Source organism: Actinophytocola sp. (genome assembly GCF_036002505.1).
Taxonomy (GTDB): Bacteria; Actinomycetota; Actinomycetes; order Mycobacteriales; family Pseudonocardiaceae; genus DASYTH01.
Genome location: NZ_DASYTH010000262.1, coordinates 1 through 26,950 on the forward strand (window position 1 = coordinate 1; position 26,950 = coordinate 26,950).

At 68.7% G+C, this 26,950-nt stretch carries 29 protein-coding genes and 1 pseudogene; 18 read left to right on the forward strand and 12 right to left on the reverse strand.

What is annotated here, in order from left to right:
• The 3 genes from VGR06_RS23005 to helR all read left to right on the forward strand — a co-directional run.
• Positions 1-647: hypothetical protein (locus VGR06_RS23005; protein WP_327561176.1), on the forward strand; the 647-nt coding region annotated here is incomplete at its 5' end.
• A gap of 153 nt (positions 648-800) precedes the next feature.
• On the forward strand, positions 801-2,021 hold the full coding sequence (locus tag VGR06_RS23010) for a glycosyltransferase (protein ID WP_327561177.1): 1,221 nt from the start codon (positions 801-803) through the stop codon (positions 2,019-2,021).
• A complete protein-coding gene (gene helR, locus VGR06_RS23015; RefSeq protein ID WP_327561178.1) occupies positions 2,018-4,246 on the forward strand; it encodes an RNA polymerase recycling motor ATPase HelR in 2,229 nt (742 codons plus the stop codon). Before VGR06_RS23010 ends, helR begins: the two co-directional genes overlap by 4 nt.
• A 6-nt stretch (positions 4,247-4,252) precedes the next feature.
• On the opposite strand, the gene VGR06_RS23020 is transcribed toward helR, so the two are convergent.
• From VGR06_RS23020 to VGR06_RS23030, 3 genes are read right to left on the reverse strand one after another with little or no spacing between them, the layout of a single operon-like run.
• Positions 4,253-5,416, reverse strand: coding sequence for a cytochrome P450 (locus tag VGR06_RS23020; protein ID WP_327561179.1), 1,164 nt, complete (start codon positions 5,414-5,416; stop codon positions 4,253-4,255).
• A 38-nt stretch (positions 5,417-5,454) separates the two neighbouring features.
• Complete coding sequence (locus VGR06_RS23025; protein ID WP_327561180.1) at positions 5,455-5,790, reverse strand: DUF86 domain-containing protein; 336 nt, start codon at positions 5,788-5,790, stop codon at positions 5,455-5,457.
• On the reverse strand, positions 5,787-6,305 hold the full coding sequence (locus tag VGR06_RS23030) for a helix-turn-helix domain-containing protein (protein ID WP_327561181.1): 519 nt from the start codon (positions 6,303-6,305) through the stop codon (positions 5,787-5,789). The genes VGR06_RS23025 and VGR06_RS23030 overlap by 4 nt, the downstream gene beginning before the upstream one ends.
• Before the next feature lie 87 nt (positions 6,306-6,392).
• Here VGR06_RS23030 and VGR06_RS23035 point away from each other — a divergent pair, with 87 nt between their 5' ends.
• The 4 genes from VGR06_RS23035 to VGR06_RS23050 all read left to right on the forward strand — a co-directional run bounded on the left by VGR06_RS23035 (position 6,393) and on the right by VGR06_RS23050 (position 9,697).
• Positions 6,393-7,232, forward strand: a complete 840-nt coding sequence (locus tag VGR06_RS23035; RefSeq protein ID WP_414637315.1) for a glycerophosphodiester phosphodiesterase family protein — start codon at positions 6,393-6,395, stop codon at positions 7,230-7,232.
• Between the two features lie 29 nt (positions 7,233-7,261).
• Complete coding sequence (locus VGR06_RS23040; protein WP_327561183.1) at positions 7,262-8,197, forward strand: DUF5926 family protein; 936 nt, start codon at positions 7,262-7,264, stop codon at positions 8,195-8,197.
• Between the two features lie 160 nt (positions 8,198-8,357).
• The gene (locus VGR06_RS23045; protein ID WP_327561212.1) at positions 8,358-8,897 is read left to right on the forward strand and encodes a SigE family RNA polymerase sigma factor; all 540 of its coding nucleotides are present in this window, start codon (positions 8,358-8,360) and stop codon (positions 8,895-8,897) included.
• Positions 8,894-9,697 carry a hypothetical protein gene (locus tag VGR06_RS23050; protein WP_327561184.1) on the forward strand — a complete coding sequence of 268 codons (804 nt, stop codon included), beginning with the start codon at positions 8,894-8,896 and terminating at the stop codon, positions 9,695-9,697. Before VGR06_RS23045 ends, VGR06_RS23050 begins: the two co-directional genes overlap by 4 nt.
• 70 nt (positions 9,698-9,767) lie before the next feature.
• Here the strand turns inward: VGR06_RS23050 and VGR06_RS23055 are convergent, their stop codons facing one another.
• The gene (locus VGR06_RS23055; RefSeq protein ID WP_327561185.1) at positions 9,768-10,298 is read right to left on the reverse strand and encodes a ferritin; all 531 of its coding nucleotides are present in this window, start codon (positions 10,296-10,298) and stop codon (positions 9,768-9,770) included.
• A 105-nt stretch (positions 10,299-10,403) separates the two neighbouring features.
• On the opposite strand from VGR06_RS23055, the gene VGR06_RS23060 reads away from it, so the two are divergent.
• From VGR06_RS23060 to VGR06_RS23070, 3 genes are read left to right on the forward strand one after another with little or no spacing between them, the layout of a single operon-like run.
• The gene (locus VGR06_RS23060) at positions 10,404-10,787 is read left to right on the forward strand and encodes a hypothetical protein (protein ID WP_327561186.1); all 384 of its coding nucleotides are present in this window, start codon (positions 10,404-10,406) and stop codon (positions 10,785-10,787) included.
• 9 nt (positions 10,788-10,796) lie between these two features.
• On the forward strand, positions 10,797-12,329 hold the full coding sequence (locus tag VGR06_RS23065; RefSeq protein WP_327561187.1) for an alkaline phosphatase D family protein: 1,533 nt from the start codon (positions 10,797-10,799) through the stop codon (positions 12,327-12,329).
• A gap of 39 nt (positions 12,330-12,368) precedes the next feature.
• Positions 12,369-13,514, forward strand: coding sequence for a GNAT family N-acetyltransferase (locus VGR06_RS23070; protein WP_327561188.1), 1,146 nt, complete (start codon positions 12,369-12,371; stop codon positions 13,512-13,514).
• On the opposite strand, the gene VGR06_RS23075 is transcribed toward VGR06_RS23070, so the two are convergent.
• Genes VGR06_RS23075 through VGR06_RS23085 form a run of 3 tightly spaced genes read right to left on the reverse strand, consistent with a single transcriptional unit; the run spans position 13,469 to position 16,325 of the window.
• Positions 13,469-14,194: a hypothetical protein gene (locus tag VGR06_RS23075; protein ID WP_327561189.1), complete on the reverse strand. Its 726-nt coding sequence runs from the start codon at positions 14,192-14,194 to the stop codon at positions 13,469-13,471. The genes VGR06_RS23070 and VGR06_RS23075 overlap by 46 nt on opposite strands.
• A gap of 47 nt (positions 14,195-14,241) precedes the next feature.
• A complete protein-coding gene (locus VGR06_RS23080; RefSeq protein ID WP_327561190.1) occupies positions 14,242-15,093 on the reverse strand; it encodes a hypothetical protein in 852 nt (283 codons plus the stop codon).
• 47 nt (positions 15,094-15,140) lie between these two features.
• The gene (locus VGR06_RS23085; RefSeq protein ID WP_327561213.1) at positions 15,141-16,325 is read right to left on the reverse strand and encodes an arginine deiminase; all 1,185 of its coding nucleotides are present in this window, start codon (positions 16,323-16,325) and stop codon (positions 15,141-15,143) included.
• Between the two features lie 105 nt (positions 16,326-16,430).
• Between VGR06_RS23085 and VGR06_RS23090 the strand changes: the two genes are divergently transcribed.
• Positions 16,431-17,003, forward strand: a complete 573-nt coding sequence (locus VGR06_RS23090) for a DM13 domain-containing protein (RefSeq protein ID WP_327561191.1) — start codon at positions 16,431-16,433, stop codon at positions 17,001-17,003.
• Here VGR06_RS23090 and ligD (VGR06_RS23095) read toward each other — a convergent pair.
• Positions 16,966-17,886, reverse strand: coding sequence for a non-homologous end-joining DNA ligase (gene ligD, locus VGR06_RS23095; protein ID WP_327561192.1), 921 nt, complete (start codon positions 17,884-17,886; stop codon positions 16,966-16,968). The genes VGR06_RS23090 and ligD (VGR06_RS23095) overlap by 38 nt on opposite strands.
• Entirely contained in the window at positions 17,876-19,333 is a 1,458-nt protein-coding gene (ligD, locus tag VGR06_RS23100; RefSeq protein WP_327561193.1) for a non-homologous end-joining DNA ligase, read from the reverse strand. The genes ligD (VGR06_RS23095) and ligD (VGR06_RS23100) overlap by 11 nt, the downstream gene beginning before the upstream one ends.
• Positions 19,334-19,405: 72 nt before the next feature.
• Between ligD (VGR06_RS23100) and VGR06_RS23105 the strand changes: the two genes are divergently transcribed.
• The gene (locus VGR06_RS23105) at positions 19,406-19,831 is read left to right on the forward strand and encodes a hypothetical protein (protein WP_327561194.1); all 426 of its coding nucleotides are present in this window, start codon (positions 19,406-19,408) and stop codon (positions 19,829-19,831) included.
• A gap of 62 nt (positions 19,832-19,893) precedes the next feature.
• Here VGR06_RS23105 and VGR06_RS23110 read toward each other — a convergent pair whose 3' ends face one another.
• Positions 19,894-20,688 carry a CPBP family intramembrane glutamic endopeptidase gene (locus VGR06_RS23110; RefSeq protein WP_327561195.1) on the reverse strand — a complete coding sequence of 265 codons (795 nt, stop codon included), beginning with the start codon at positions 20,686-20,688 and terminating at the stop codon, positions 19,894-19,896.
• 26 nt (positions 20,689-20,714) lie between these two features.
• On the opposite strand from VGR06_RS23110, the gene VGR06_RS23115 reads away from it, so the two are divergent.
• Genes VGR06_RS23115 through VGR06_RS23125 form a run of 3 tightly spaced genes read left to right on the forward strand, consistent with a single transcriptional unit; the run spans position 20,715 to position 22,682 of the window.
• A complete protein-coding gene (locus tag VGR06_RS23115) occupies positions 20,715-21,575 on the forward strand; it encodes a helix-turn-helix transcriptional regulator (protein WP_327561196.1) in 861 nt (286 codons plus the stop codon).
• A gap of 13 nt (positions 21,576-21,588) precedes the next feature.
• Entirely contained in the window at positions 21,589-21,771 is a 183-nt protein-coding gene (locus tag VGR06_RS23120; protein WP_327561197.1) for a DUF397 domain-containing protein, read from the forward strand.
• An 11-nt stretch (positions 21,772-21,782) separates the two neighbouring features.
• Positions 21,783-22,682 (forward strand): phosphotransferase enzyme family protein, encoded by a 900-nt coding sequence (locus VGR06_RS23125; protein WP_327561198.1) that lies wholly within the window; start codon positions 21,783-21,785, stop codon positions 22,680-22,682.
• An 886-nt stretch (positions 22,683-23,568) separates the two neighbouring features.
• Here the strand turns inward: VGR06_RS23125 and VGR06_RS23130 are convergent.
• On the reverse strand, positions 23,569-24,921 hold the full coding sequence (locus tag VGR06_RS23130; protein ID WP_327561199.1) for a hypothetical protein: 1,353 nt from the start codon (positions 24,919-24,921) through the stop codon (positions 23,569-23,571).
• Between the two features lie 44 nt (positions 24,922-24,965).
• Here VGR06_RS23130 and VGR06_RS23135 point away from each other — a divergent pair.
• The 3 genes and pseudogenes from VGR06_RS23135 to VGR06_RS23145 form a co-directional block, all read left to right on the forward strand.
• A pseudogene (locus VGR06_RS23135) lies at positions 24,966-25,352 on the forward strand (PPOX class F420-dependent oxidoreductase); the annotation flags it as partial.
• A gap of 59 nt (positions 25,353-25,411) precedes the next feature.
• Positions 25,412-25,936, forward strand: coding sequence for a hypothetical protein (locus VGR06_RS23140; protein WP_327561200.1), 525 nt, complete (start codon positions 25,412-25,414; stop codon positions 25,934-25,936).
• Positions 25,937-25,938: 2 nt separating this feature from the next.
• The gene (locus tag VGR06_RS23145; RefSeq protein ID WP_327561201.1) at positions 25,939-26,103 is read left to right on the forward strand and encodes a hypothetical protein; all 165 of its coding nucleotides are present in this window, start codon (positions 25,939-25,941) and stop codon (positions 26,101-26,103) included.
• Between the two features lie 116 nt (positions 26,104-26,219).
• Here VGR06_RS23145 and VGR06_RS23150 read toward each other — a convergent pair whose 3' ends face one another.
• On the reverse strand, positions 26,220-26,825 hold the full coding sequence (locus VGR06_RS23150; RefSeq protein ID WP_327561202.1) for an NYN domain-containing protein: 606 nt from the start codon (positions 26,823-26,825) through the stop codon (positions 26,220-26,222).
• Positions 26,826-26,950: the final 125 nt, after the last annotated feature.

A 26,950-nucleotide genomic window follows, 5' to 3' on the forward strand; every position in this document is an offset into this window, starting at 1 on the left:
GGTACCCGGCCATGACCGGCCTGCTGCGCCTCGCCGGGGACACCGGCGGACCTTCGTCACCCCGGCCGGCGCGCATCTTCGTGCCGGGCCGGCCGGCTGGCAGGAGCCACCCGCTCCCGGTCATCGAGCGCGACCTCACCGATCAGGTCTACATCCTCGGCACCGACACCGTCGACTTCAGCAGCCGGACCGACCATCAGCAGTTCCTGATCTTCCGCGGGTTGCTCGACGCCCTGCGCGACGAGGACCTGATCATCCGCCAGGACCCGGCGAACGTGGCCGTCCTGTCGCGCGGCGACGGCGTGTTCATCTGTTTCCGCCATCCGCAGAACCGCCTCGCCCCGCTCCAGGTCGCCCTGCGGATGCGCCCGCACTTCCCGGAGCTCCGGTTCGGCGTCAACGCCGGCCCCGCCACCTGGATCCTCATGCGCGGCGGCGGCACCGAGGTCATCTCCCATGCCATCAACTGGGCCGCCCGGGTCATGACCGCCGCCACCGGCAGCCAGGTCCTGCTCAGCGACCCTTACTACCGCACCATCGTCCAACCGTCCACCGACGACCTGCCCGAAGCCACCTTCCGCTTCGTCCCCGGACTCGCCACCAAACACGACGAGCCACTGCCGGCCTGGGAGGTCATCACCCGCTAGCGATCCCCGGTTCGCCGCGATGCCGGAAAAGGAGTCCCCAACTCCTTTCCACTTTCAACGTATAGCGCACCCGGGGGCTTGCGGCACGACCCGGGTCGTGCCGCAGAATCACCAACCCAAGGCCAGGACCTGTGGAAAAAGGGGAGTTGCGCAGTGCGTGTGTTGTTGTCGACGTATGACTCGCGTGGGGGCGTCGAGCCGCTGGTGGCGCTCGCGGTGCGGTTGCGGGAACTCGGCGCGGAGGTGCGGATGTGCGCGCCGCCGGACTGCGCGGAGCGGCTGGCCGAGGTCGGTGTGCCGCTGGTGCCGGTCGGCGAGCCGGTGCGCGACCTGGTGCACGGGGCGACGCCGCCGTCGGCGGCGGACGTGCCCCGGCGCGCGGCCGAGTTGATCGCCGCACAGTTCGACACGCTCGCCCCGGCCGCCGAGGGATGTGATGCGGTGGTGGCGAGCGGCTTGGTGCCGGCGGCGGCCGGTGCGCGGTCGGTGGCCGAGAAGCTGGGCATCCGCTCGGTACACGTGAGCTACTGCCCGATCTTCCTGCCGTCGCCGCACAACCGGCCGCACCCGCTGCCGGGCCGGCCGATTCCACCGGAGCTGACCGACGAACGAGAGCTGAACGATCTGGCCATCCAGAACTACAACGCGCTGTTCGGCGAGCCGCTCAACACCCACCGGGCACGGGTCGGCCTGCCGCCGGTGGACAACGTCCGCGACTACGTCTTCGCCGACCCGTGGCTGGCGGCGGACCCGACCCTGGCCCCCTGGCAGGAGACCTCGGAGCTCGACGCGGTGCAGACCGGTGCATGGATCCTGCCGGACGAACGCCCGCTCCCGGCCGGGTTGGGGGCGTTCCTGGAGGCCGGCACACCACCGGTGTACGTGAGCTTCGGCAGCATGCGCGCCCCGGCGGACCTCGCCCGGATGGCCATCGAGGCGATCCGCGCGCAGGGCCGCCGCGCACTGGTCGGGCGCGGCTGGGCCGACCTGGCCCTGATCGACGACCGGGACGACTGCTTCGCCGTCGGCGAGGTCAACCAGCAGGCACTGTTCGGCCGGGTGGCCGCCGTCATGCACCACGGCGGCGCGGGCACGACGACCACGGCCACCCGCGCCGGCGCGCCGCAGGTGGTGGTCCCCCAGATCGGGGACCAGCCGTACTTCGCCGGCCGGGTGGCCGACCTGGGCATCGGCGTGGCACACGACGGTCCGACGCCGACCACCGAGTCCCTGTCGGCCGCACTCGAAACGGCCCTGACCCCCGGGATCCGCGCCCGGGCGGCCGCCGTGGCCGGCGCGATCCGCACCGACGGGGCGACGGTGGCCGCGAAGTTGCTGCTCGAGGCGGTCAGCCGGGAAGAAGTGTCCGCGTGAACCGCTACGAAGACGAGCTTCGGTCCGAGCGGAACTACATCGCCGGGCTCTACGCGCGGCTCGACGCCGAGCGCGCCCGGGTGAAGGGTGCGTACGACGCGGCGTTGCGCGGAACCGGTGGGACACCCATGGAACGGGATGTCGAGGTGCGCGCGCTGGCCAAAGAGGCGAAACGGCTTGCCGTGGCGGACAACGGTTTGTGTTTCGGTCGGTTGGACACGATTTCGGGCGAGCATTCCTATGTCGGCCGGATCGGCCTTTTCGACGAGGAGAACGAGCACGAACCGGTGTTGCTCGACTGGCGGGCGCCGGCGTCGCGCGCGTTCTACGTCGCCACGGGCGCGAACCCGGAGAACATGCGCCGGCGCCGCCAGTTCCACACCCGCGGGCGGCACGTGGTCGATTTCACCGACGAGGTGCTCGGCCGCCCCGACGGTGCGGAGCGCGGGGACGCGGCCCTGCTCGCGGCGGTCAACGCGCCGCGCGGTGAGGGCATGCGCGACATCGTGGCGACGATCCAGGCCGAGCAGGACGAGATCATCCGGCTAGATCACCCGGGGGTGCTGGTGATCGAGGGTGGCCCGGGCACCGGGAAGACCGTGGTGGCGCTGCACCGCGTCGCGTACCTGCTCTACACGCAGCGGGAGCGGATGGAACGCCATGGTGTGCTCGTGGTCGGGCCCAACCCGGCGTTCCTGAACCACATCGGCCGCGTGCTGCCGTCGCTGGGCGAGTCCGACGTGGTGTTCATGACCACCGGCGACCTCGTGCCCGGTCTGCACGTCACCGCCGAGGACACGCCGGAGGCCGCGCGCCTCAAGGGCTCGCTGAAGATCCTCGACGTGCTCGCGGCGGCGGTCGCCGACCGGCAGCGGCTGCCGGAGCACCCGCTGCCGATCGAACTAGCCCTACCCGCCCACCGTCCCCCACAACATTTGGGGGACGTCACGGTGCGGATCGACGCCGAGACCGCGGAGTGGGCCAGGGAGGAGGCGCGCGCGAGCGGGCTGCCGCACAACGAGGCCCGCGAGGTGTTCACCGAGATCGTCACGTACGTGCTCACCGAACGGGCCATGACCCGGATCGGCCGGGGCTGGCTGACCCGATCCGACCGCGAGGCGTGGGAGCAGCTGCGGGCGGACCTGGTCAAGGACTTGGCGGAGGACGAGAAGTTCACTGCCGCGCTCGACGAGCTCTGGCCGGTCCTGACGCCGGAGACATTGCTGGCACCGCTGTACACGTCGGCGGAGCGGCTGCGCGCGGCGGGCGCCGACGAGGCGCTGCTGCGTACCGACGGCGACGGCTGGACGGTGTCGGACGTGCCGCTGCTCGACGAGCTGGTCGATCTCCTGGGTCGCGACAAGGCGGCTGACCGGGCCGCCGAGCAGGCGGCCGAGCGGGAGCGGAAGGCCGAGGCCGAGTATGCCGCCGGCGTGATGGACATCCTGAGGTTGGATTTCGAGGAAATGGACGAGGATGTCCTGGTGCGTGCCGACGACCTGCTCCACGCCGAGGGCCTGGCGGAGCGCTTCGACGAGCGCGACACCCGTGAGCTCGTCGAACGCGCCGCCGCGGACCGGGACTGGACCTACCGGCACATCGTGGTCGACGAGGCCCAGGAACTGTCCGAAATGGACTGGCGGGTGCTGATGCGGCGCTGCCCGGGCCGATCCTTCACGGTCGTCGGCGATCTCGCGCAGCGCCGGTCGGTGGCTGGGGCGACGTCGTGGGACACGATGCTCGAGCCGTACGCGGCCGGCCGCTGGGTCTACCGGTCGCTGTCGGTGAACTACCGCACCCCCGCGGAGATCATGGCCGTCGCCGCCGCGCTGCTCGCCGTGTTCGCGCCCGCGGTCCAACCACCGGACTCGGTCCGCGCGTCCGGTGTCCAGCCCTGGTCCCGGCGGGTCACCGAGGACGAGCTGCCTGCCGCCATCGAGGAGTTCGTCCGCGACGAAGCCGGTCGTGAAGGCACCAGCGTCGTGATCGGCCCACCGGGCGTGCCGGGCGCGGTGGTGCCCGCGCAGACCAAGGGCCTGGAGTTCGACGCCGTCCTGGTCGTGGAACCGGAACAGATCCTCGCCGGTGGCCCGCACGGCGCGGCCGACCTCTACGTCGCGCTCACCCGCGCCACCCAACGCCTCGGCGTCCTGCACCAGGGCCCGCTTCCGCAAGCTCTGACCGGACTCGCCGAAACCGGGACACCCGCCCGGACCAGAGGGTAGGTGAGGTCAGAAAGCCACGGGCAGGGTGCGCAGGCCCCGGATCACGAACTCCGGGCGGCGCTCGGGTTCGCCGGCCAGATGCAGAGCCGGCGTCCGGGTGATCAGGGCTGCCAGGGCGGCGGCGATCTCCACCCGGGCGAGGGGCGCGCCGACGCAGTAGTGGATGCCGGCGCCGAAGCCGAGGTGGGGGTTGGGGGAGCGGGTGACGTCCAGCGTGTCGGGGTGGTCGAACACCTCGGGGTCGCGGGCGGCGGCACCGAGCAGGGCGGCGATCCTGTCGCCCGGTGCGAGGACGTGGCCGGCGATCACCGTCTCGGCGGTGGCGGTGCGTTCGAACAACTGCAGCGGGGCGTCGTAACGGATGAGCTCCTCGACGGCGAGCGGGATCAGGGCGGGGTCGGCGACGAGGCGGTCCCACTGGTCGCGGTGGCGCATCAGCGCGAGGACGCCGTTGCCGATCACGTTGACCGTCGCCTCGTGGCCGGCCATCAGCAGCAGCACGGCGGTGCCGACGAGCTCGTCGGTGGTGAGGCGGTCGGAGCCGTCGCGCACCGCGACCAGATCGCTGATCAGGTCGGGCCCCGGCTCACGGGTCCGCCGGGCGGCCAGTTCCCGCAGGTACTCCACGAACTCGCCGGCCGCCCGCTCAGCCGCGGCGGCAGTTTCCGGTGCCAGCCCGTACTCGTACATCTTCACGATCGCGTTCGACCACGGCTGCAGCCGTGGCCGGTCCGCGTCGGGTACGCCCAGCAGCTCGCCGATCACCTCGACCGGCAGCGGCGCGGCGAGGTGCGCCAGCAGGTCCCCACCCGGCTCCAGCGAGCCGACCAGCCGCCCGGCCAAATCCCGCACCCACGGCCGCAACCGCTCCGTGTGCCCCCGGGCGAACGCCGCGGAGATCAGCTTCCGGAGCCGGGTGTGCCGCGGAGGTTCGCTCTCCAGCAACGAGTTCCGGTGCAGCAGGTTGAACGCCGCGAACCGGTCGACGGGCGTCCGGTCCCGCCAGATCCGCCCCAACCCCCGCGCCCGCAACGCCTCCGAACACGCCCCGTGCGACACCGCCACCGCCAGCCCCAACCCCTCGTGCCAGTGCACCGGCGCTTCCTTGCGCAGCTCGGCGAACACCGGGTACGGATCGGCGATGAACCGCGGATCACTGGGGTCGAACACCCGCAAACCGTAAGCCACGGCCGCGCCACGGCGCCGGCTCAGTTGGCGGCAAGGTGATCGAGTAGGCGTCTCACCGCGGAGACGAGTGGCGGCAGGTCCTCGGTGATCGTGGCTCTGACGATCCCGTGGGCGGTGTCGAAGTATCGGTGGGCCAGATGGTTGCGCATTCCCGCAACATCCATCCATGGGATGCCCGGCTCCTGGGCGAGCAGGTCCGGATCGATGGCCTTGACCGCTTCACCGATTTCGATCAGACGAACACGAACGGCGTCGAAGATCAGGCCGTCGTCCAGACCGCCACGGTTGACGTGGCTGGTGATCGCGTCGGTGGCGGCGAGAATGTCGGCCAGCCGCTGGTGGTCGCGGCGTTTCACAGGGTGATGGCCTCGGCCAGGACCTCGTCCCGGATGGCCGGCTTGAGGGTGTCGGCCGGCACGACGTCGACGTCGACCTTCAGTAGCTCGGCCAACTCCCGGTTCAGGCCGGCGAGACCTACCAGACCGACACCCTTGTCAAGGTCGACGAGCAGGTCGATGTCGCTGGCCCTGCTGTCGTCACCGCGGGCAGCGCTACCGAAGACCCGCACGTTGTGTGCGCCCCGCCGGGCAGCGGTCTCGAGGACCGCCCGCCGGTGCCGGCGCAGCCGTTTGCCGAGCGGACTGTCCGGCAGCCCATAACGATTTCGCGGTGCGGGTTCCAACTCGAGGCTCAGCTTGTGGCCGGTCGCCTCGATCAGCTTGGCCAGAGTGCTCAGGGCCGGTTCCCGCCGGTCGGACTCGTACGCGCTGATCACCGACTGCGCGACCTGGGCTCGTCGCGCGAGGTCCGTCTGCGAAAGATGGGCCTGGCGACGAGCTGTACGAATCATCGCTCCTGGGCTCATCTCCATGAGCAAGAGCCTATCACGGATTGTCTATAAGGTTCCCCGCAACTCGCTGGGGCGAACGCCAGCAAATCCTGAGCGGCGCGTGCGACGATGCGGGCCGTGCAGCCGGTCGTCGTCGCGCACCGGGGTGCCTCGACGCATCGAGCCGAGCACACCCTTGCCGCTTACGCGCTTGCGCTCGAGCAGGGCGCGGACGGGTTGGAGTGTGACGTCCGGCTGACCCGGGACGGGCATCTGGTGTGTGTGCATGACCGGCGGGTCGACCGGACGTCGTCGGGGCGCGGCGTGGTGAGCACGTTGACGCTGGAGCACCTGCACGGGCTGGACTACGAGAGCTGGCATGTGGAGCCGCCGGAGCACGCCGACGACCTGGTGACCACGCACCGGACGACGCCGCGGCGGGAGCGCCGGAGCGGGGTGCTGACGCTGGAGTCGCTGCTCGAGTTGGTGATCGACACCGGGGCGACGCTATTCGTCGAGACCAAGCATCCGGTGCGCTACGGCGCGCTGGTGGAGGCCAAGCTGGTGGCTCTGCTGAGCCGGTTCGGGCTGGCCAAGCCACCGTCCAAAGAGGACTCGCCGGTGGTGCTGATGTCGTTCTCCGCCCGGGCCGTGAAGAGGATGCGGGAGCAGGCCCCGAGCCTGCCCACCGTGCTGCTGCAGGAAACCCTCCCGCTTGTGCGGCGGGACGGTTCGCTGCCGCCGTACGCCGACCTCACCGGCCCGGACGTGGCCCTGCTCCGCGCCGACCCGGACTATGTGGCCCGCAGCGCCCAGCACGGCCACGGCACGTACTGCTGGACGGTCGACGAGCCGGCGGACATCCTGCTCTGCCAGCGGCTCGGGGTCCGGTTCCTGGCCACGAACTCGCCGGCGGCCACCCGCGCGGTGCTCGACGGCAACCCGGACGGTAACGTCGCGATCCGGTGAGACCGCCCGGTTGAACAGGAGCGCGAACGGTGTCCAAGCGATCGGCCGTAAAGGCCCGCAAGACCTCCCCGGACGGGATCAACCCGCGCCAGGCCTGCCCGTGCGGTTCCGGCAAGCGGTACAAGGCCTGCCACGGCGCGGCCGGTGGCGCGGTGGACGTTCCGGTGGCGCGCCCGTTCGAGGGCCTGTCCGCCGAGTGCGAGCTGGTGGCGCTGCGGGAGTTCGTGCCGTCGGCGACCGCGGTGTTGACGCTGTCCCAGCCGGGGGAGCGGGCCGTGTCGCTGGCCACCGTGCTGCCGATGGCGGCGGCCGCGGTGGTGCGCGCGGACGGCTCCGCGATGGTCGGGCTGCAGGTGCAGACCCGGTCCAGCGACATCAGCCGCGACCTGGCCCGGGCGGTCCGCTGGGCGCTGTCGGCCGAGCCGGGCGACGCGCTGCCGGTGGTGGGCCCGGACGGAGAATCCGACCGGCTGCAGGACATCCTGGTCACCGACGCCGCCCTCGAGCCCGAGCTGCACACCGACTTCTCCTGGTGGATGCCGCCGGACACCGAGCCGACCGGCGAGGTGGCATTGTCTCTGGAGCGGGCCAACGACGCGATCCTGCCGACCGAGCGGATCGGACCGGGCGCGTACTGGGTGAATGCCGGAGAGAAGGCGCACCTGCGCTGGGTGCGGCCGGAGCCGGAGGAGCGCCTGCTGGCCGCCCTGGCCAGGCTGTCCGCCCGGGGTGAGCTGCCGCTCGGCGAGGGCTCCCGGTACGCCGGCTCGTTCCGGGCGCACGGGCTGCTCGTCCCGGTCTGGGACCTCGATCCCGAGTCGCACGTCCGAGAATGGGCCGACCCGGTCGCCGAGCTGGGTGACCGGCTCGAATCCGCTCTGTCCTCATTGGACAGTGAGCCGCTCACCGCGGACGAGCGCCGGGCCCGGGACGGTCTCATCGGACGACAAATCACGATTCGCTGAAAGTTGGAAACAACAGGGCAACCACCCGCGACCCGATAAGCGTGCTCCTACCGACGGCCTGACCCAGCCAGGCGGAAGGAGACGAGCGGTGGCCATTGTGGTGACCGCGCTCGGCAGCAGCGCGCGCTCCGGGCAGGGCTGGGTTAGGGGTGCCGCAGCGATGAGCGAGTCCGCGGACTTCGCCGAGTTCGTTCGAGTGTCGCTCCCCGGGCTGCTGCGGTACGGGCACGCGCTGACCGGGAACCCGCACGACGCGGGTGACCTGGTGCAGACGGTGCTGGAAAAGATGGGTTCGCGGTGGTCCTCGGTGGTGGCCAAAACCGGCGACCCGCTCGCCTACATCCGGCGCTCGATGGCCAACGCGCACGTCAGCCGGTGGCGCCGGACCCGGCGGGAGAGCCTGGTCGCGGACGTGCCACAAGCCGGGTTCACCGCCCCGCGCTACTCGTTCGAGGACGAGCCGCTGTGGCTGGCCCTGCGCAACCTGCCGCCGCGGCAGCGCGCGGTGATCGTGCTGCGGTACTACGAGGGGCTCTCCGAGGTGGAGATCGCCCGCACCCTCGGGGTCACCCGGGGCACCGTGAAGAGCCAGTCCAGCAAGGCCATGGCCACCCTGCGGGTCCGTCTCGCCGAACCCCCCGAGACGACCCGGCAATCCACAACTCCGGCCACCCTGGCCGAGTTGGAGGACAGCGCATGAACATCGACGACGAACTGCACCGCCTGTTCACCGACGACCGGCTCGACCTGCCGGTCCGCACCGGCGCCGAAGCCGCCGTGGTGGCCGGGGCTCGCCGGCTCCGGCGCCGCAGAACCGTTGTCACGGCCGCGGTCGGCACCGCCACGGTCGTCGCCCTGTTCGCCGTCGCCGCCTCGCTTCCCCGTCTCGTCGGCTCCGAGCCGGGACCGGCCGCCGGCCCGGAGGTCGCCGCCGAGACCACCCTCAGCACGGTGCCGTCACCGCCGTCCATCTCGACCGGCTCCGGCGCCACCGTCGTCCCCACGTCCGCGCCGAACGCCGAGCCCAAGCCCGGCCGCGGCACCACCCGCCGGAACCCGCCCGCTTCCGGCGGTTCCACGTCCTCGACCCCGAAGGTTCCGCCCGCGCTGGCGATCGGCCCGGTCGGCTACCTCGGCCTGCGCCTGGGCATGAACAGCGAGACCGCCGAGGCGACCGGCCTGCTCGTGCCGGACCAGCCGCCCACGCAGGGCTGTCAGGGCTACGACTACCGCACCCAGCCGACCGGGCCCGACCAGCACGCGGTGCTGATCTCCGCCAGCTACGGCATCGCCAGCATCACCGGCCGCCCGGACGCGGTCACCCCCGAGGGCATCTCCGCCGGCTCCACCGAAGAGGACGTGAAACGCGCCTATCCCGCCGCGACCCAGGCTTCGGGCCAGTGGCTCGCCAGTGCCACCGCCACTGCGCAATACGTCTTCACCCTGAAGGACCAGACCGTCGCCGAGATCCGCCTCGAGTTCAAAACGCACGACTGTTGAGTGCTGGTCATGCAGTGAATGCCTCATTCAGTGCGCTGGACGCAGCGAATGAGGCATTCATAGCGCTTGACTACAGCGCACCGCCGGCGGCACGGGGGGCGAGGGGGTCGTCCCCGGTGTCGCCGACGCTTTCCCGGGCCAGGAAGTTCTCCACGTCGAACAGGTTGCCGTCGGCGCGCCTGACCACGTTGAGCATGGTGGACATCTGCGCGACCTCCTCCACCTGCTCCTTGAGAAACCACTGCATGAACTGCTCGCCCTTGTAGTCGTCCTCGTCGCGGGCGGTTTTGGCCAGGGCGATCACCTGCTCGGTCACGTCGCGCTCCTGGTTCAGCGCCAGCTCGATCAGGTCGGCGGCGGTGCTGAAGTCGTTGCGCACCTCGGGGACGCCGGGGATCGCCGGCTGGATGTCGTTGTCCAGCAGGTACTGCACGACCATCATCGCGTGGTTGCGCTCCTCCAGCGCCTGCCGGTAGAAGTGCTTGGCGAGCTGTGGCAGGTCCTGGCCGTCGAACCACACGGCGAGCGCGACGTACTGCTGCGCCGCGCTGAACTCGTTGCGCACCTGATCCTGCAATGCCTGCTGGAACTTGCTGACCATTCGGACAACATACCGCCGTCGCCCGCCGGTCACCTGTTGCTCTTCCACCGTTGGCACAGATGTGGTGAAAATGAGTAACCACCACCTGTGTCGGAGAGGAGCCAGATGCCCACCCTTCGCAAGGTTCTACTCGTCACCGCCGCCGTCGCCACCCTGACCGTGGCCGGCGCGTCGTCCGCCGCCGCGGACAGTTCCCGGTGCACCGTGGACAGCGCGTGCGCCGGCCGGGCCACGTTCACCTCGCTCGGTGAGGTCTTCCACGTCTTCGACCAGGTCGCCGACGGACACTCGGCCGTCGCGCTGTACTGGCTGCCGGACGGCTCCGGCCCGACCATGATCTGGAACTCCAACGGCAACGGCTCGGACGTCACGGCCGACCTCGAACTGCCCGAGGGCAGCTGGATCACCTACCGGGTCTGCCTCGGCGAGGGCGGTCCCAAGCAGGTGATGCTCGAGACCTGCAGCGCCCCGATCACCGACTACGCCTGAGGAGAGAGCATGAACAAGCTGAACCGCCGCCTGTTCCTCGTCTCCGGCCTGGCCGCCGGGGGCGCCCTCGCGCTGCCGAACCTGGCCGGCGCCGGCCCGTCCATCGCCGCCGTACGCGACCCGTTCCTGCTCGGCGTGGCCTCCGGCGACCCCCGCCCGGACGGCATGGTGTTGTGGACCCGGCTCGCGCAGGCCCCGCTCGACGTCGGCGGCGGCATGGGCAGCACGGCCGTCCCGGTGGAGTGGCAGGTGGCCACCGACGAGGCGTTCACCAACATCGTGCAGACCGGCACCGAGACCGCGGTCCCCGCCGAGGGCTTCAGCGTGCACGCCGAACCGCGCGGGCTGCCCGCCGGCGCGGAGTTCTTCTACCGCTTCCGCGCCAACGGGTTCATCTCGCCGGTCGGCCGCACCCGCACCGCACCCGCGCCCGGCACCACGCCCAGCACGCTGACCTTCGCCGTCGCCTCCTGCCAGCACTTCGAGGAGGGCTGGTACCACGCGCACCGGTTCATGGCCGCCGACGACCCGGACCTGATCCTGTTCCTCGGCGACTACATGTACGAGAAGGCGTCGGGCCTGGCCACCCGGGTGCGCTGGTACGTCGACTTCGACGAGACCGACGTGCTCGACGAGTACCGGCAGAAGTACGCGCAGATCCGCACCGACCCGAACATCCAGGCCGCGCACGCCGCCGCGCCGTGGCTCGCGGTGTTCGACGACCACGAGCTGAAGAACAACTGGTGGGGCGTCTCGTCCGACGTCCCGGACACCCGCAAGCAGGCGTCGTTCCAGGCGTTCTGGGAGAACATGCCGCTGCCCAAGGCGATGAAGCCGGTCAACGCGGCGATTCCGCTCTACCGCAGGGTGGGCTGGGGCGCGCTGGCCCGCTTCCACATGATGGACACCCGGCAGTACCGGTGGAAGCAGGCGCCGAACAACAACAACACCAACTGCACCGAGCTGCGCCGGGCCGACCGCACGCTGACCGGTGCCGCGCAGGAGCAGTGGCTGCTCGACGGGTTCGCCGCCGGCGGCTCCCGCTGGGATTTCCTTGGCCAGCAGGTGTTCTTCGCGGCCAACGACACCGACGGCGCATCGTCCACATGCGACGTTAACGAGGACGCCTGGGACGGCTACCCGGCCAGCCGGCAGCGGATCACCCAGGGCTGGGTGGACCGCGGGGTGCGCAACCCGGTGGTGCTGACCGGAGACGTGCACCGGCACTGGGCGAACAACCTGCGGCTCAACTACGTCGACCAGAGCTCGCCGTTCGTCGGTACCGAGCTGGTGGCCACCTCGGTCACCTCCACCGGTGACCCCGGCGCGACCGACAACCCGCCGCAGGTGCCGAACAACCCGCACCTGTACTACGTCGGCAACCACCGCGGCTACGTCCGGGTCCGGGCCTCCGCGGCGCAGCTCACCGCGGACTTCATGAAGGTGTCCTCGGTGGTGCAGAAGGACCCGACGAAGGTGACCCGGTCCGTGCGCAAGAGCTTCGTGGTCGAGGACGGCGTGCCGGGAGTGCAGGAGCCATAAAGGTTTGCGTCACCGGGTGGCCCGCGCCGACGATGAGGCATGGGCTACCCGGAGGACGTTCCCACGCTGACCGACGGTCTCGTGACGCTGCGCGCGTACACGCTCGACGACCTGGACGGCTGTGTCGAGATGTGCACCGATCCGGAAAGCGCCGCCTGGACGACGATCCCGGTTCCGTACGGCGCCGAGGACGGGATCTCCTGGATCACCAAGGCGGTGCCGCACCTGTGGGCGGAGGGCACCGCGCTGGAGTTCGCCGTCGAGGCGCCCCATGCCGACGGCGTTCGCCGCTATTCCGGCGGGTTCTCGTTGCGGCCGCGTGAGGACGGCGTCGCCGGCGTCGGTTTCTCCGTCCACCCTGGGGCTCGAGGCCGCGGTGTCGCGCGCCGGGCGCTCACCCTGCTGGTGGACTGGGCCTTCGCCGAGCGCGGGGTCGAGCTCGTCGAGTGGCACGCCTACGTGGGCAACTGGGCGTCCCGCCGGGTGATGTGGTCCTGCGGGTTCAGCTTCGACGGCACCATCGCGGCGTACCAGGTGCAGCGCGGGGAGCGTCGCGACGTCTGGGTCGGCACCCTGCGCAGGTCCGATTCCCGCTCGCCGGAGAACGTGTGGTTCGACCCGCCCATCCTGGAGACCCCGCGCCTGCGCCTGCGCCCGTTCGTCGAGGCCGACGTGGCCAGGCTGGACGAGATGGCCCACGACGAGCGCAGCCTCCATTTCGGCGGCCGGATCCGCGGCGCCCGTCCCGACGGCGCCGCCCACCTGCTGCGCATCCGCGAGCAGTGCGCCTCCGGCCGGATGATCAACTGGTGCATCGCCGATCGCGTCACCGACACGCTCCTCGGCAAGATCCAGATCTTCGACCTGGAAGGCCTCGACGACTCCGAGGTCAAACCCGGCTACCTCGTGCACCCCGACGCCCGCGGCCGAGGCGTCCTCACCGAAGCCCTGAAGGCCGTCGTGGAGTGGACCTTCCGCCCCGTCGCCCAAGGCGGCTTCGCCAAACGCCGGATCACCATCTCCACCGCCGCCAGCAACACCGCGTCCCGCCACGCCGCCGAGCAGGCCGGCTTCACCCTCGCCTGCACCAACCCCACCGCCTTCACCCTCGGCCCCCACTCCTTCGACGACGAGGTCCTCTACCACCTCATCAACCCGAACTGGACCCCTCCCACGACCGAGTGAACCTCCAATCGCGACGTGCGTGAACAGTTGGCAGGACCGGCCGCTCGTGTAGCATCGATGGCAGCCTCGCCGCTAGGTAGAGGAAGTGAGCCCGGGTAGGCCCGCCGGACGACGGGAGCCCGGGCTTCGCGCTTTCCGGGTCTTGCCACAACGCCGAGATTCACAACCTCGGTCACCGTCGGCGCGACTCGGCGCCGCCAGTCACTGCCTGCTCCGTAGGCCCAGGCGACGGCATCGGGGATGGCCAGACACGGATCGTCGTGCGGTAGCAGGTGCTCGTAGGACATCCGCTCGCGCACGGATTCGTATCGGGTCAGCATCCGGTGGATCAGCGCCCGGTCGGTCGCGTCGGCCTCGCCCCGCGACTCGATGACCAATCGGCGCGTGTCCCAGGAGATCACATCGTCGAGCAGTCGCTCGAGGCATACGGCTCGCACACGGTCCGGTCGGCCGCAACCAAGATAGATCTGGGCTCGTGCACCATGTGTCACGAACTCTCCGAGGATCTTTCTCCGTCGACTGTCGTTTTCGGCCTGGAAGTGGATCCGCCGCTCGCCGGGCAGGAGCAGGTTGCGGACCAAGCAGCGCAGCCTGTCCAGCCGGCCCGGTGGCACAACCGCCGCGGCCAGCAGGTAGGTGCCGCCGCGCCGCGACTCGTCGACGAAGACATGAACACTCACCGGTGCAGCATCGGTCAGGGGACTGACAACCTTGAGTGAGTGATCGGCTACAGGGGGGTGGCAAGCAGGACATGCAGCAGGGCCCGCCGTTCGGCCGAGGCGAAGGGCATTCCCGAGCAAGCCGGCTGTATCCTGCCCCCTGTCGACTTCCCCGGCTCAAGCCCGCCCGGCAGTCCTCCCACGACCGAGTGAACGTCTAGCGGCGCTGACCTTGAACGGTTGGCAGGACCGGCCGGTCGTGTAGCATTGAAGGCAGCCGAGGCCAGTAGGCCGAGGAAGTGAGCCCGGGCAGTGCTCGTCGGACGGCGAGAGCCCGGGCTTCGCGCTACTGAGGACCTGTTCGGTCGACCGGTGCGGGTGGCGCAACCGACGTCAATCACCTTCTCCACGGTCGGTTCAATCCGTCGGCGCCATTCACCACCAGCTTCATAGCACCATGCGACCGCATCGGCGATCCACAATGCCGGTTCCTCGTGCGAATACAGGTGCTGATAGGGCACTAAATCGATGAGTTGGGTGTTGGTTGCAAGAAGGGTCGACCGGATGACGTGCCGGTCAGAATGATTGCCGTCCAACCAGCGCGTATCGAGGACCAGGCGGCGCAGGCCGATGGGAACAAGATCACTGACGAGTGCTCGGAGACCTGCCTCCCGGACGGCATCTGCTTGACCGTGGCCGACATAGATCCGTGTCCTTACCCGGGCCGACACAATTGCTGCGGCAATGTCCTTCTTGACCGTGTCGCGTTCGGACTTGAAGTGCAGCTTCCGTTCGCCCGGCACACGGAGGCTCCGCATGAGAACCCGGGTCTGATCGAGGTCGCTTGGCCGCAGCACCGCCGCAGCCAGGAGATACAGGCTGCCCCGGTGGGACTCGTCGACGAAGACGTGCAGACTCACCGGAGCAGCATCGGTCAGGGGACTGACAACCTTGAGTGAGTGATCGGCTACAGGGGGAGGCGGGTGATGGGGCAGGACATGCAGCGGGGGCCGCCGCGGCCGGTGCCCAGTTCGGAGCCGGGGATGGGGAGGACCTCGATGCCGGCGTCCTCCAGTCTGGCGTTGGTTTCGATGTTGCGTTCGTAGGCGACGACGACGCCGGGGGCGACGGCGAGGGTGTTGTTGCCGTCGTCCCATTGTTCGCGTTCGGCGGTGACCGGGTCGAGGCCGGTGTCGATGACGCGGAGGTGGTCGATGCCCATGGCGGACGCGGCGGCTTGGAGAAACGGGATCGGGCCGGTGACGCGGACGCCGTCGGGGCCGTCGGGGGACAGGGGATAGGCCTGGAGGGTGTCGCGGACGGCGGGGTACATGACGACGGCGTCGCGGTCGACCATGGTGCAGACGGTGTCGAGGTGCATGGTGGCGCGGTCCTGGACGATCGGCACGGCGAGGACGGTGTGCGCGAGGCCGTCGGAGAACGCCGAGCGGGCCAGGGATTCGGCGCCGGCGGGGGTGGTGCGTTCGCCGACGCCGATGGCGAGGACGCCGGGGCCCAGCAACAGCACGTCGCCGCCTTCGACGGGGGCGGAGTGGGCGCCGTAGGCGCGGCCCGCGGTGCGGAAGCGGGGATGGTAGGCGTAGATCAGGTCGAGGAGCGCGGTTTCGCGGCTGCGGGCGGGCATGGCCAGCGACGCGATGGCGACGCGGTCGCCGATCCACACCGAGGAGTCGCGGGTGAACAGCAGGTTCGGCAGCGGGGGGACGACGAAGTCGTGCGGGTGGTGCATGCGCCGAACCAGTGAGGCGCCCTCGGCGGCGGGGAGCTCCTCGAACGTCATGCCGGCCATGAGGACGCCGGCCATCGCCTGGTCGTCCACAGTGGACAGATAGGACTCGAGTGAGTCGGCGAGCTCGTTGCCGAGGCGGCGCCGGTCGACCGCGGCTGCCACGGCCGCGGTGCGGGCGCGCTCGTCGGCGAGCGCCGTCACCAGCGCGTCGGCCAGCAGGACCACCTCGACGCCGCGGGAGCGCAGCACGCCGGCGAACGCGTCGTGCTCCTCCTGCGCCCGGCCGACCCACGGGATGCTGTCGAACAGCAGCTGGTCGTTGTTCCGCGGGGTCAGCCGCTTGAGCTCGGCGCCCGGCCGGTGCAGCAACACCGCACGCAGCGGCCCGACCTCGCTGTCCACCCGGGGCGCCGGCCACGGCTCCGCGGCGATCTCCTCCGCTACCACGTCAGGGAGCGTAACCAGTCGGTAAGGCCCATCCGTACGCATACCGGGCACCATGGGCGCATGAGTCGCCTGTTCCGCCGGCCGGTCACCTGGGTCGTCGTGTCCGTCGTGGTCGTCGGTGCGGCCGTCGCGCTGTACCTGTTCCAGCCGTGGAAACTGTTCACGCACAGCCGGATCGACGAGGCGGCCCCGGTCGCCGCCGCGCCGGCCGCGCCCGCGCCGGCCACCCCGGGTGCCACGACGACGGCCAGTCCCCAACCACGGAACGAAGTCCTCGCCCAGGGGCAGTTCGTCACGCAGGAGCACCCGACCAGTGGCACCGTCCAGCTGATCCGGCTCGCCGACGGCTCCCGGGTCCTGCGCTTGGAGAACTTCACCACCTCCGACGGCCCGGACGTGCACGTGTGGCTCTCCGACGCGCCGGCGGGCGGCCCGGACGGCAGCTACGACGACGGCCGCTATGTCAAGCTCGGCAAGATGAAGGCCACCGAGGGGAACCAGAACTACCCGATCCCGGCCGACGCCAAGGTGGACGGCCTGCGCAGCGCGGTGATCTGGTGCGACCGGTTCAACGTCGCGTTCGGCTCGGCCCCACTCACGTTCGCGCCGGGAGCTTCGGCGGATCCTCGGTAAGCAGCGGCTCGAACAGGTCGCCGTGCTCGTCCACCCGGTCCAGCACGTCGTCGGCGGTGAACACGAGATCCTCGGGCCGGCGGCAGCGCTCCACCTCGCGCCAGGTGATCGGCGTGGACACGGTCGGCCGCTCCCGGGCCCGCAGCGAGTACGGCGCCACCGTGGTCTTGTACTGGTTGTTCTGGCTCCAGTCGATGAACACCTTGCCGGGTCTCAGGTTCTTCGCCATCTTCGCGACGACCAACCCCGGTTCCGCGGCGGCGAGCTTCTCGGCCAGCGCCTTGGCGTAGCCCGACGGGGCGTCCGCGGCGCTGGTGGTGATCGCGCAGTAGAGCTGCATTCCCTTGGAGCCACTGCTTTTCGCCACCGGTTCGAGCCCGGCCGCCGCCAGCTCGTCGCGCAGCAGCAACGCCACCCGGCAGCATTCGACGATGGTGGCCGGCGCCCCGGGGTCGAGGTCGAACACGAGCCGGTCCGGCGGGTGCTTCCCGCCCCGTGGCGCCACTGTCCACTGGGGAATGTGCAGCTCCAGTGAGGCCAGGTTGGCCACCCACACCAGCGTCGCCAGGTCGTCCACGACCGCGAAGTCCAGGGTCTCCGCGCCGGTGGTGCTGCCCGGCGTCTCCACGCTGACCGTGCGCACCCAGTCCGGCGCGTGCCGGGCGGCGTTCTTCTCATAGAAGGACTGCCCGTCGACGCCGTTGGGGTAGCGCCGCATGGTCAGCGGCCGCCCGGTCACGTGCGGCAGCAGCAGCGGCGCGATCCGCGAGTAATAGTTGATCACCTCGCCCTTGGTGAACCCGTCCGACGGGTACAGCACCTTGTCCAGGTTGGACAGCTTCAGCCGACGTCCCTCGACGGAGACCAGCACGTCACCGTCCATCGGGCAGCTCCATGATCTCCACGTCCTCCGGCCCCTTGTCCGTCCGCAGCCCCCGCCAGCGCGGCGCCCGCAGCCGGCCGTCCGCCGTCCAGTTCAGGAACTCCACCTCGCCGACCAGCGACGGGTCCACCCAGTGCGCGCCCTTGGCCCGGTCCCGCGGCACCTCGTTGACGAACGGCGGCGTCTTCCGCTCTACCGCCCGGAGTTTCGCGATCAGTGACTTGAGCACGTCGTCGGTGAATCCGGTCCCGACCTGCCCGACGTACCGCAGCCCCTCGGGCGTCGGCACCCCGATCATCAGCGAGCCGAGTGTGTCCTCGCGCCGCCCCTCGCCCGGCCGCCAGCCACCGACGATGACCTCCACCGGCCGGGTCTCCGCGATCTTGACCCAGTCCGGCGAGCGCCGCCCCGGGAAGTACCGCGACGCCAGCCGTTTCGCGATCACGCCTTCCAGCCGCTGCTCCCGCGCCGCCTCGGCCACCGCGGCACCCTCGCCCACGTAGCTCGGCGAGGTGTGCCAGTTCGGCCCGGCCAGCTCCAGCCGCTCCAGCAGCTCCCGCCGGTCGGAGTACGGCAGCTCCAGAGTGGACCGCCCCTCCAGGTGCAGCACGTCGAAGATCAGGTACGTGATCGGCGTTTCCGACACCGCCCGCCGGATCGCCCGCTCGCCCTCGGCGTGGATCCGGTGCTGCAGCGCGTAGAAGCTCGGCCGGCCATCGACGAGCGCGACGATCTCCCCGTCCAGCCACACGTCGGTGCTGCCCAGCTCCTCGCCCAGGAACCGCAACTCCGGGTACCGCGCGGTGATGTCGTTGCCCTTGCGCGCGTGCAGCCGCAGCCGGCCGCCCTCGACCCGGGCCAGTGCGCGCACCCCGTCCCATTTGAACTCGTACGCCCAGTCCTCGTCCTGGTCCACGGGCGGGAGGACCCCGGGCGTGGCCAGCATCGGCTCGAGCTCCTCGGGCAGCGGCGTCCAGTCCGACTCCTGCGGCGGATCCGAGCGCCGCACCATCCAGTCCTTGGTTTCCTTGCCGCTGCGGAAGAACGTGTACTTCCCGCGCACCCGCCCGCCGGAGAGCACGACCTGGACCTCGCGGTCGCTCCACTTGAGTGTCTCGTAGGTGCCGCGGTCCCAGATGAACATCCGACCGCCGCCGTACTCGCCCTTCGGGATCGTGCCCTCGAACGTGGCGTACTCCATCGGGTGGTCCTCGGTGTGCACGGCGAGCCGGATGTCGCCGGGCGTGGGCGGCAGGCCCTTGGGCACCGCCCAGGAGACCAGCACGCCGCCGCGCTCCAGCCGGATGTCCCAGTGCAGCCGCCGGGCGTGGTGCTCCTGGATAACGAACGTGTTGTCGTTGCCCTTCGGCAGCGCGTCCTCGATCGGCACCGGTTCCGGGGTGCGGCCGGGGTCGCGCTTGCGCCGGTACTCGTCAAGGTCGCCCATCGCCCCTCATTGTGGCCGAAACCTCGGCAAACTGGTTGAAACGTTGTTATAAAACGCTGTACCGTCCGCGCCATGACGACTCTCGTGCTCACCGACGCCAGCCGGGTCATCGGCGGGCTCGTGCTCCTGACGGTGCCGGGGATCCAGTTCGGCGGCTACTTCCTGCTGCGCATCCACGGCGGCACCTACAACTTCAACGACTTCCAGAAGGCCTTCGCCCGCGCCATGCACGCGCACGCCGGCGTCCTGGTGATCCTGAGCCTGGTCTGCCTGCTTCTCGCCGACGCCGCGGGCCTCACCGGGTTCTTCGGCTGGACCGGCCGGCTCGGCGTCCCCCTCGCGGCGCTGCTGATCCCGGGTGGCTTCGCGGCTTCCGCGCTGGTCGGCAAGGGCGAGATCACCAAGCCCAACAGGTTCATCTGGCTGATCGGCGCCGGCGCGGTCACGCTCGCCGTCGGGGTGCTCTCGGTCGGGATCGGCCTGCTCGCGGCAGCGTAGGGCGATGAAGGGGGCCTTTCTCACGCCCAGTGCGAGGAAGGCCCCCTTCATCGCACTCCGACCTAGGGAAGCCAGGAGACCTTGCCGCGGAGCACCGAGTAGCCGACGAACGCGACCACGTCCAGCAGGGTGTGCGCGATGACCAGGGGCCACAACCGGTTGGTGCGCTGCCAGACCCGACCGAAGATCAGGCCCATGACCAGGTTGCCGAGGAAGCCGCCGAAGCCCTGGTAGAAGTGGTACGAGCCGCGCAGCACGGCGGCGGTGAGCAGGGATGAGTTCTCCCGGAGGCCGAGCTGGCGCAGCCGGGTGATCAGGTAGCCAACGACCAGGACCTCCTCGGCCCAGGCGTTCCCGGCCGCGGAGAGCGTCAACGCGATCGGCCGCCACCACGTGTCGTCCAAAGTGGACGGTAGGACGGCGAGGCTGGCGCCGAGCCGGTAGGCGACCAGGTACAGCACCAGCCCGGGGATGCCGATCAGCGCGGCCAGCCCGGCGCCGGTCAGCAGGTCGCGGCGCACCCGATCCCGGTCGAGCCCGATGGCCGCGAGCCGGATCCCCGCGCGCCACAACAGGTACAGCCCCAGTGCCCCCCACGCGACGAGCTGGGCGGCGCTGAGCAGCTGCTTGAGCAGGTCGATGAAGTCGATCGTCGCCTGCGGCACGTTGAGCGCCACCGCTTGTTTGTTGAGGGGTTCCGGCCGGAGCAGCGAGTCCACAAGCGACAGCAGGCTGCGCAACCCGGACATGCCCAGGGTGACCGCGAAGACGATCACCAGCTCGGTCACGATCGCCCGGCGCTCCCGCGGGTCTGTCACCGGTGGCAAAGGGTTCACCGATCGTGTAATTGACGTCATGGTCCCTTTCAGGATCTGCTGGCGGCGTGCAGACGAGTCCCACGGTCCAGCGCCGCAGGCTAGCCGGTGAACTGCGAAAACTACGTGAGTCCAAGCGGCTTGGCCACGCCGACGTGGCCGACATGCTGAGCTGGTCCGCGTCCAAGGTCTACAAGATCGAGGCGGCCCTGGTCGGCACGAAGCCCCGCGACCTCACCGATCTCCTCGACATCTACGGCGTCGACGACCCCGGCGAGCGCGAGCGCCTCTCTGACCGCGCCCGCGCCTCCACCCAGCCCGGTTGGTGGCGCAAGTATCGCGACGTGATCTCCGCCCAGTACTCCGAGTACATCGGTCTGGAGACCGAAGCCTGCGAGGTCCAGACCTATCAGCCCCAGCTGATCCCTGGGCTGTTCCAGACCGAGACCTATGCGCGTGCGCTGGCCGCCGGCGCCTATCCGGACCAACCGATCGAGCGGTTCGAGCGGCAGGTAGCCGTGCGCATGGCCCGCCAAGCCCGATTGTTCGAAGCCAGCCCGCTTCGGGTCTGGGCGATCGTGAACGAGGAAGTGCTCATGCACGTCGTCGGCGACCTCGGCGTCATGCGCGAGCAGGTCAGGTGGCTCTTCAGGCTGATCGAGCTGCCACACGTGAACCTGCAGATTCTGCGCACTGGCCAGGGCGCGCACCCGGGGGTGACCGGCTCGTTCAGCATGCTCAGCTTCGCCGAGCCCACCGACGCCGACGTGGCGTATGTCGGTTGCCCGGCTGGCGAGCTGTACCTGGAGGAGCCCGATGACGTGCAGCGCTGCAGGCTCGCGCTGAACCACTTGCGCACCAAGGCCCTCGAGCCGAATTCCACGTCTACCTACCTGAAGGTGGCACTACGTCAGTACGACGACATGTGAAAAGGTGTCCCTCATGACCCTGCGATGGGACAACAAAGCCTGGCGCAAGAGTTCGTACAGCGCTCCAAACCAAGAATGCGTTGAGGTCGCCCGCGGTGCCGAGGAGGTCGGAGTGCGGGACTCCAAGAACCCCAACGGCCCGGCGCTGACCATCGTCCCGGCCGGGTGGTCCGCCCTGCTCCGCTCCCTCGGCTGAAGGCGGACGCCGTGAGCCGAGCCTGGACAGCCGACGACGCGGCCGTGGCGGCCCGTGATGCCTTGGTCACGCTCGGGATGGAAGCTCGCGAACTGCAACTGCTCCGACTTGGTGAGAACGCACTGTATCGAGTCATGAGTACGGACCTTCTCCTCCGGGTGGCACGCACGGGGGCGAACCCGCACGACATCGCGAGAACGGTCGCGGCGGCCACCGTGTTGCGTGCCAGCGGCATACCGGTCTGCGAACCTGTGGCCCTCGACGGGCCGATGGTTTTTGAGAACGGCGTGGTATCCGTTTGGAAATACTACGCCGAGCGATCGAACGGTCAGGTGGATTTCCGCGGGTTCGGCCGGATATTGAAAAAACTCCACGCTGATAGTGATGAGCTCGCATCTGTCCTGCCGAATTGGGATCCTTTGGGGACCATACGTCGTCGTTTACGGCTGGCCACCGCCATCCAAGTGCCGGACGGATGGGTCCACGACCTGGCCCGGCGCACGGACGACTTTGAGAACGTGCTTACCCGATTCGAACCCCAGCTGTCCACAGGAGTTATTCACGGTGACGCGCACACCGGCAATCTGGTGGACTCCGTGGACGGACAGATCCTCATCGATCTGGACGACCTTGCGAATGGACCGCAGGACGCCGACTTCGCGCCGACGATCGTGCAGATGAGGCGATTCGGGCTGGCGGCGGACCGGTGGGTCGACCTCACAACCGGATATGGACTCGCCGATCCGTCGATACTGCACAACTCACCTCTTGTGCGGTTGCGGGAGCTGTTCATGCTCGTTTGGCTGCTCCAGCAGTACGGGAACAGTGCTGCTATCGACGAGGAGATCAAGCTACGGGTGGAAAGTCTCGATGATCGAGCCGGCAGCTTGACGAGGTGGAATGCGAGGTAGCTGTCCAGCATGAATGTGGCTGTTGTGCCGGTATCGTCGGCCTGTCTGCCTCGGTCGCCCTCCGCGACCTGGGCATCGACGTCATCTGCTTCGAGCAGGTCTCGCCCATGTCGAAACGTTCGGCAGGGCGGTCGAGGATCTTCCGTCTGACGCATACCAGCGTCGAATTAGTGAAATTTGCTCAAACGTGCTCGTGTTATTTTCGACCATTGGGCGGAAGCAGTCGGGAAACCCCTTGTCGATAGTAGCGAGTGTGTCATTACGGTGCCTGATTTACCTGTCTGGGTGTCCGCAATGCGCGATGCCGACGCACATTTCAGCCTGGTCGACTCTGAGTTTGAAGAATTGCGTCTGCCTTCACGTGCACTTCCGGCTGAGCTTCTTGTCGACCACTCCGGCGGAGTGGTCGACGTCGAGGCCGTCGTCAGGTTCCTGGTTGGTATGACTAGGACCGTTCTCAAGGCGGGGACCGTCTACTCATGTGCGGTTTGCTTTTCCGTTGCGTGAACCCGGCCGATTCCAGTGCTGGATTGACAAGCCGGAGGGTGCTCTGCACACCTGTCAGCATTTGAGTGGGCCGGACGAGTGGGCAGTTGGTGGATAAGTCGATCTGGACAAGACCGTCTGGGAGGCCGGGCGGGACAAGGCTGTCGCTGCGTCACGTGACATAGTCGTGCGATATGTTCAGGACAACCTTCCGCGGGTGGAGCCTCGGATTGTTGACCAGCTATACTGCAGCACGACCCCTGGCTTGGTGACGGATTCAAAGTTTTGCGTAATGGTGCTGTACTGGCCGTCTATGGCGAGAACCTGTTCAAACATGGTCCGGCTGTGGGCGAGTTGATCGCTCAGATAGTCGTGAAGGGTTCGACACCAGGAGAAGCCACTACGGCTTACGCCGTCTAGACGGATGCCCCAGGACCCAGAAGAGTGCGACAACGAGGACCGATAGACCTACCATGCCGAACGCGAAAAGATAAACACCCGCATACCTGTGAAGGTCGAAGATCGATCTGTTCTGATCGACTTCCGGCGCGGAGATCCCGAAGAAAGCCAGAATAAAGCTGGCCGGAATCGCCACCGTTGTGAGCAGGCCGACCACCAATGCCCAGGACCGTCGTCGATGGTCCTGGAGTTGTTGCTCCTCCGCAAGCAGTACCTGCGTCCGCGCGGAAGTGATCGACGTTAGCCGGTGTATGCTGTTTCCGACGATTTGTGATCGGTCCATGAGCCGCACCGAGGAAACCAATGTGCGATGGTAGTCCTCTACGCGGAGAGACGGTATCCAAATACCGATATCCGCGACAGACTCGACATGCTGGCTGAGGTTCATCTCGTGTCTGGCTAGCTGTCCGCTGATGCTTCCAAGCATTTGTGAACGTTGTGGCCTACTCAACGTGCCCAGCTTGTCCCGCACCACGGCGAAACTATCGAGAATCGACTCCTGGATACTCCGCAGCTCCGTCGTCGCCGATACGATGGCCGCAGCGCTGAGAATCGCGCAGTTCTCGACATAGTCCTGATGGCCGCACAGAACACTCACGAAGCTGCCTACGGCAGCGACCGCGGTCAGGCCTCGGTTTAATTCCGGCGGGAACTGTACAGCTGTGAAACCTTCACGCTGGGGAACATGAACCCGATAAACGAGTGACCTGAGGAAGTCTTCACGAATATTGATACGCTGATCCTCGGCGGTGGCCAAGCCGGAGAGAACTGGCGAAAGGAAGAGGATTTGGTGCAGGTCCGGTTCGGTATTCCACTCGGATACCGGGAATACCTTCTGGATTTCCTCATCGACCAGTTCGCCGATCGTCCGTACCTGGCCACCGTGCAATGTGACTTTGATGGACTCGTAGTAGCAGTCCTCCAGCAGAGCCACCAGGCGTTCGTTCAATACCGTTGTGTCAAACGTCAGCGCGTACAGAACCCGGCCACTGGGTGCCTGGAAGACGTTGACACACAGCTTCCTCAATTCGGGCTGCAGCTCTTGAGAGCGTTTGCCTTGACCTGAGATCGTATCGAAGACGTTGGCGTGAACACGTTTCGGCAGGGCAACCGCACCATTGGCATAGTACGGAGTTAGTCGACCTAGATAGAGTGGAGCTTCGGTCTGGCTGATTGGAGCGACGATGGAAGTCGACCGCACGGTTGTCAGCCTGTGATATGCGCGCCGGCTCCACGGATCGTGGGGCAACCCTGGCACGTCCAGAAACGCGGGCTCGACCTGCTCACGCCTCACGCGCTAACCCTCCGGAGAGTCCTGCTTACCCTCTGACATAATGTACAAGGGTAGTCGACGGCCGTCCGCAAGTCTCCCCGGTCGCCTGCGGCCTGGACACCGTCCGTCGCATCGTCATCTCCACGTACCCGCAGCGCGCCAAGTCCCGCAACGTCAAGCGAAACCCGGCCGTGTCGGTCTGCGTCCTGTCCGACGACTGGGACGGACCCTACGTCCAGGTCGACGGCACCGCCGAGGTCCTCGACCTCCTCGACCTCCCCGACGCCCTCGAGCCCCTCGTCGAGTACTTCCGGGTCATCTCCGGCGAGCACCCGGACTGGGACGAGTACCGCGAAGCCATGCAGCGCCAGGGAAAGTGCCTCATCCGCGTCACCATCGACAGCTGGGGCCCGATCGCCACCGGCGGCTTCCCACCCGAACTGGCCGGCTGACCGTAATACCGGGTCCGAACCCCCGATTTACCAGGCAACCTCGGCGAATCGGGTGGACCATGGACGACGGCCCGGTCGTTCGACTGCGCACCACCCGGCGGGCCCGGCGGAGCCAGGTGCTGTTGCTGGCGACCATCGGGGTCGGCATGCCGCTGTTCACCGGCGTGGTGTTCGCCGCTTCCTACGGCGTCAACTGGTTCGCGCTGGGCATGGTCCCCGGACTCGCCAACACGGTCCTGTGCTGCCTCGTGCCCCTGTACGACTGGGTGTTCCGCCGGTACGCGGTGCACGGCACGACCCTTGTATACGGTCCCTTCCGGCGGAAGCTCACGCTCCCCGAGGTCAACACGGTCACCTTGCGCCGGCGGCAAGGCCGGCTCTACGACCGGCTCACCCTGCGCCTCGACCGCGTCCGGATCCGGCTGGGCGACCGCTGGTGCCGCGGCTGGTTCGAGCCCGACGGCCTGCACGCGCTGGCCAACGGGTTGGCTCTGACCCGGTTCGTCCCCATTCACGACACCGCGGCGTGGCTGCATCACTACGCCGAGCACCCCAGCGTGGAGGCTTGGCCAGAACGGTGGTAGCTATGGACGAAACGGCAGTCGTTCGGCTGCGCACCACGAAAGAGGCGCGACGGTACCTCTTGATCGTGTTGCCGATTCTGCTGGTGCTCGTGCCGGTCGTGGCCGCGGCGATCGGCGCCGCCGCACAAGGGGCTCCGTCGTGGTGGGCTACCTCGGACCTGGCCTGACTCGGCGCAGCGCGTCCCTCCCCGACGTGGACTACAGCTACCTCGGCATCCGCCGGGACATGCGCATCTTGTGCTGCGGCCCGGTGACGATCAGGCTCAGCGACCGCCCGTGCCACTCAGGACCAGTACTTCGGTCGCCGCAGAACAACCCCGCTGTCGGCGGTCAACGTGACGGGCAACTGCGCCCGACTGACCTTGTCCCGGCCGATTGAGAGGAAGCCGTCCACGGCGCGTTTCAGGTCGGCGGAATGCCTGCCAGGCGGAAAGGCAGCGATGATCCTCTTGTCCGGACGGAGTCGTTTCGCCGCCCGCACAGCGGGGCAAAGGTCGCTGTCGGCGGAGAGGAGGAGAGCCATGTCATACCGATCCAGTACGGCGTCTTCGAGCAACGCGACCGCGATGTTGACGTCTGTCTCCTTCTCCTCGAAGACGACCCAGGTGTCCCCGCAGCCGCGGCACCGGCGGTCCTTTGCCCGGAACCGGCCATCGACAACGGTGACCAGCGGGCAGTGCACAGCAAGTGCATCCAGGTAGTCAGACTGGCGCTGATGGCTCTCCGGTTGGTCGCGGACGTGGGCGGTGAAGTACGTGACCTGGGTCAGGGTCTGGCCAGGCCTGAGCAGGCTCGCAGCCAGCGTCTGCAGATCCAGCCACAGGTAGCGGCGGCGGTACTTGTCCTTCAGACCGAAGTAGAGGTTGAAGCCGTCGACATAGACGGCCACGCGGGTCACGATTGGTCGCTCCTGGGTCAGATGAGGTACTGTGAAGACGTACCCCGCCAGGGTGAGTAGCCCTGGCCCGACGGCCCCGGCAGCGGGGCCGTCTCTTTTTGCGTCGGCTGTGGGCC